Consider the following 2,022-nt stretch of genomic DNA (forward strand, 5'->3'; position numbering starts at 1 on the left):
CGTCGCGACACCGGCGACGGCGAGCACGAGGCGGCCGGCACGCGGGACGCCCCGCAGGCCGCTCGCCGTCACGACGTGGCACACCCCCGTCAGCGCCAGGCCGGCGGTCATGACGACCGGGTGGGCCGCCGGGGCGGCCGCGAGCGCGCTGATCGTCTCGCGGACGGAGTCGAACGCGCCGGGCTGGAGCGCGGCGGCGACCGTCCAGCCGCCGATCATCCCGACGGGCGCGAGCGCCGCCGAGACCCGCGAGCGCAGCGGCACCCCGGCGAGGGACGGTCGCGCCGGGGCGGAGGACAGGGAGGTCGGGGCAGGGGTCGTCACCGCCCGACCGTAGCCGCCCGCACCGACGCGCCCCTCAGCCGCCGACACCGCCCTGGCAGGCCGCGCCGGGCTCCGGGGTCTGCTCACCCTGCAGGTAGCGCTCGAGGAACGCCGGCAGCCTCTCGTCGGACACCGACTCCAGCTCCAGCTGGACACCCCACGCCGTCGCGACGACCGGGGCCGCGAGGCCCTCGTACGGGCTCACCAGGAGGTACGACTCCTGGGCGGCCAGCTCGCGCAGCTGCGCGACCTGCTCCTCGGCCAGGTCGGGCTGGTAGGTCACCCAGACCGCCCCGTGCTCCAGGGAGTGCACGGCGTTCTCGACCCGGACCGGCTCGGCGTAGTAGCCGCAGTTCTGCCAGACGGGGTCGTGGTCGCCGCCGATCGGGGGCAGGGCCCCTCCCTCGGCCTCCCGGACGACGACCTGGTCCTCGGGCACGTCGCCGGTCACGTGCGCGGCGGACGGGACCTCCTGCGTCTCCTCGCCCTCGATCGGCTCCGCGGCCGCCTCCTCCACGGACGCGTTCTCCCGCTGCGCGTCGAGCACCACGAGCGCCGTCGGGACGGCCAGGACGAGGACGACCAGCGCGATCACCCCGACGAGGATCGCCCGGCGACGCCTCTCGGCGCGGTCCTGCGCCGCCTGCAGGGCGGCGACCTTCTCGAGCCGCTCCTCGCGGTCCTTCCGTGCGCTGCTGCCCGAGGCCATCAAGCACTCCCTCCGCACCGGCGACCGCCGACGAGGTCCCGTGGGTCGTGGGCGTCCACCATAGGTCGGGAACGGCCCCGGGACCCGTCAGCGGGCTCAGGGGCCTTCACGGTCACCTCGTGACGGACGGCGCGCCCTCGTCCTGCGCGGAGGAGCCCTCGCGCTCCTCCTGGGGACGGACGGCCGGTGCGTGCTGGCGGCCCCCGCGGCCCATGAACCACATCATCGCCACCATGCCCACCGGGCAGGCGAGCAGGAGGGCCCATCGCAGGGCGTCGGCCCAGCTGACGCCGGCGAGCGCCAGGAGCACCAGGACGGCGACCGCAGCCACCGCCATGTGGGTCAGGTGCTGCCTGAGGTGGTTCATCACGGTGACGTCGCTCCGTCCCGACGGGGAACACCCGTCGATCGCGCCTGGCTGCCGGTCGTCGTCGGGACGGCGCACCGGCGGCGGGTCGCCTCCTGACGACCCACGGTCACCGTTCCCCGGCCAGGTGAAGGAAGTGCCGCCGAGGCGATGAAGGTCCGCTGAAGGTGCTGCCGCCGGACTGCGGACCGCGTGAGCCGTCCGGTCCCTCAGGAGGTGGCGACGAGGACGAAGACGACGGCCAGCAGCGCGAGCACGCCGAGGGCCAGACCTGCGAGAGCCGCCGCGACCCGCGGCGCCCGGCGCATCTCGTACTGACGGACCCCCAGCAGGCCCACGACGATCGCCGCGACGCCCAGCGGGGCGGCCAGCAGCTCCCCGATCCCGGGCACGACGACGAGCACCAGCGCGACCAGGCCCAGGGCGGCCGCGTTCTCGCCGTGACGAGGCGGACGCTTCTCGGACACCGTCGCTCCTGCACCTCCGGGACCGACGTCGTCCGTCGTCCTCACCATGTCCCGCTCGTGCCCCCCGGCGCGCCCGGCCCACCGGTGGGCGGACGGCGCACGGCCCGGCCTCATGGTGCCACGGCCTGAACCCTGATCCACCGGTCTGAGGTGGC

Annotated in this window: 4 protein-coding genes; all 4 read right to left on the reverse strand. The window is 75.6% G+C overall.

Features of this window, described 5'->3' with window-relative positions; all coding sequences use genetic code 11:
* Nucleotides 1-324: DUF998 domain-containing protein (locus N866_RS20665; RefSeq protein ID WP_155855482.1), on the reverse strand; the 324-nt coding region annotated here is incomplete at its 3' end.
* 34 nt (nucleotides 325-358) lie between these two features.
* Complete coding sequence (locus N866_RS18385) at nucleotides 359-1,033, reverse strand: thioredoxin-like domain-containing protein (RefSeq protein ID WP_034229471.1); 675 nt, start codon at nucleotides 1,031-1,033, stop codon at nucleotides 359-361.
* Nucleotides 1,034-1,145: 112 nt separating this feature from the next.
* Nucleotides 1,146-1,400, reverse strand: a complete 255-nt coding sequence (locus N866_RS21130) for a DUF2933 domain-containing protein (protein WP_155855483.1) — start codon at nucleotides 1,398-1,400, stop codon at nucleotides 1,146-1,148.
* A gap of 209 nt (nucleotides 1,401-1,609) precedes the next feature.
* Nucleotides 1,610-1,867: a hypothetical protein gene (locus N866_RS21135; RefSeq protein ID WP_155855484.1), complete on the reverse strand. Its 258-nt coding sequence runs from the start codon at nucleotides 1,865-1,867 to the stop codon at nucleotides 1,610-1,612.
* Between the last annotated feature and the right edge of the window lie 155 nt (nucleotides 1,868-2,022).

The organism is Actinotalea ferrariae CF5-4 (assembly GCF_000603945.1).
GTDB lineage: Bacteria > Actinomycetota > Actinomycetes > Actinomycetales > Cellulomonadaceae > Actinotalea > Actinotalea ferrariae.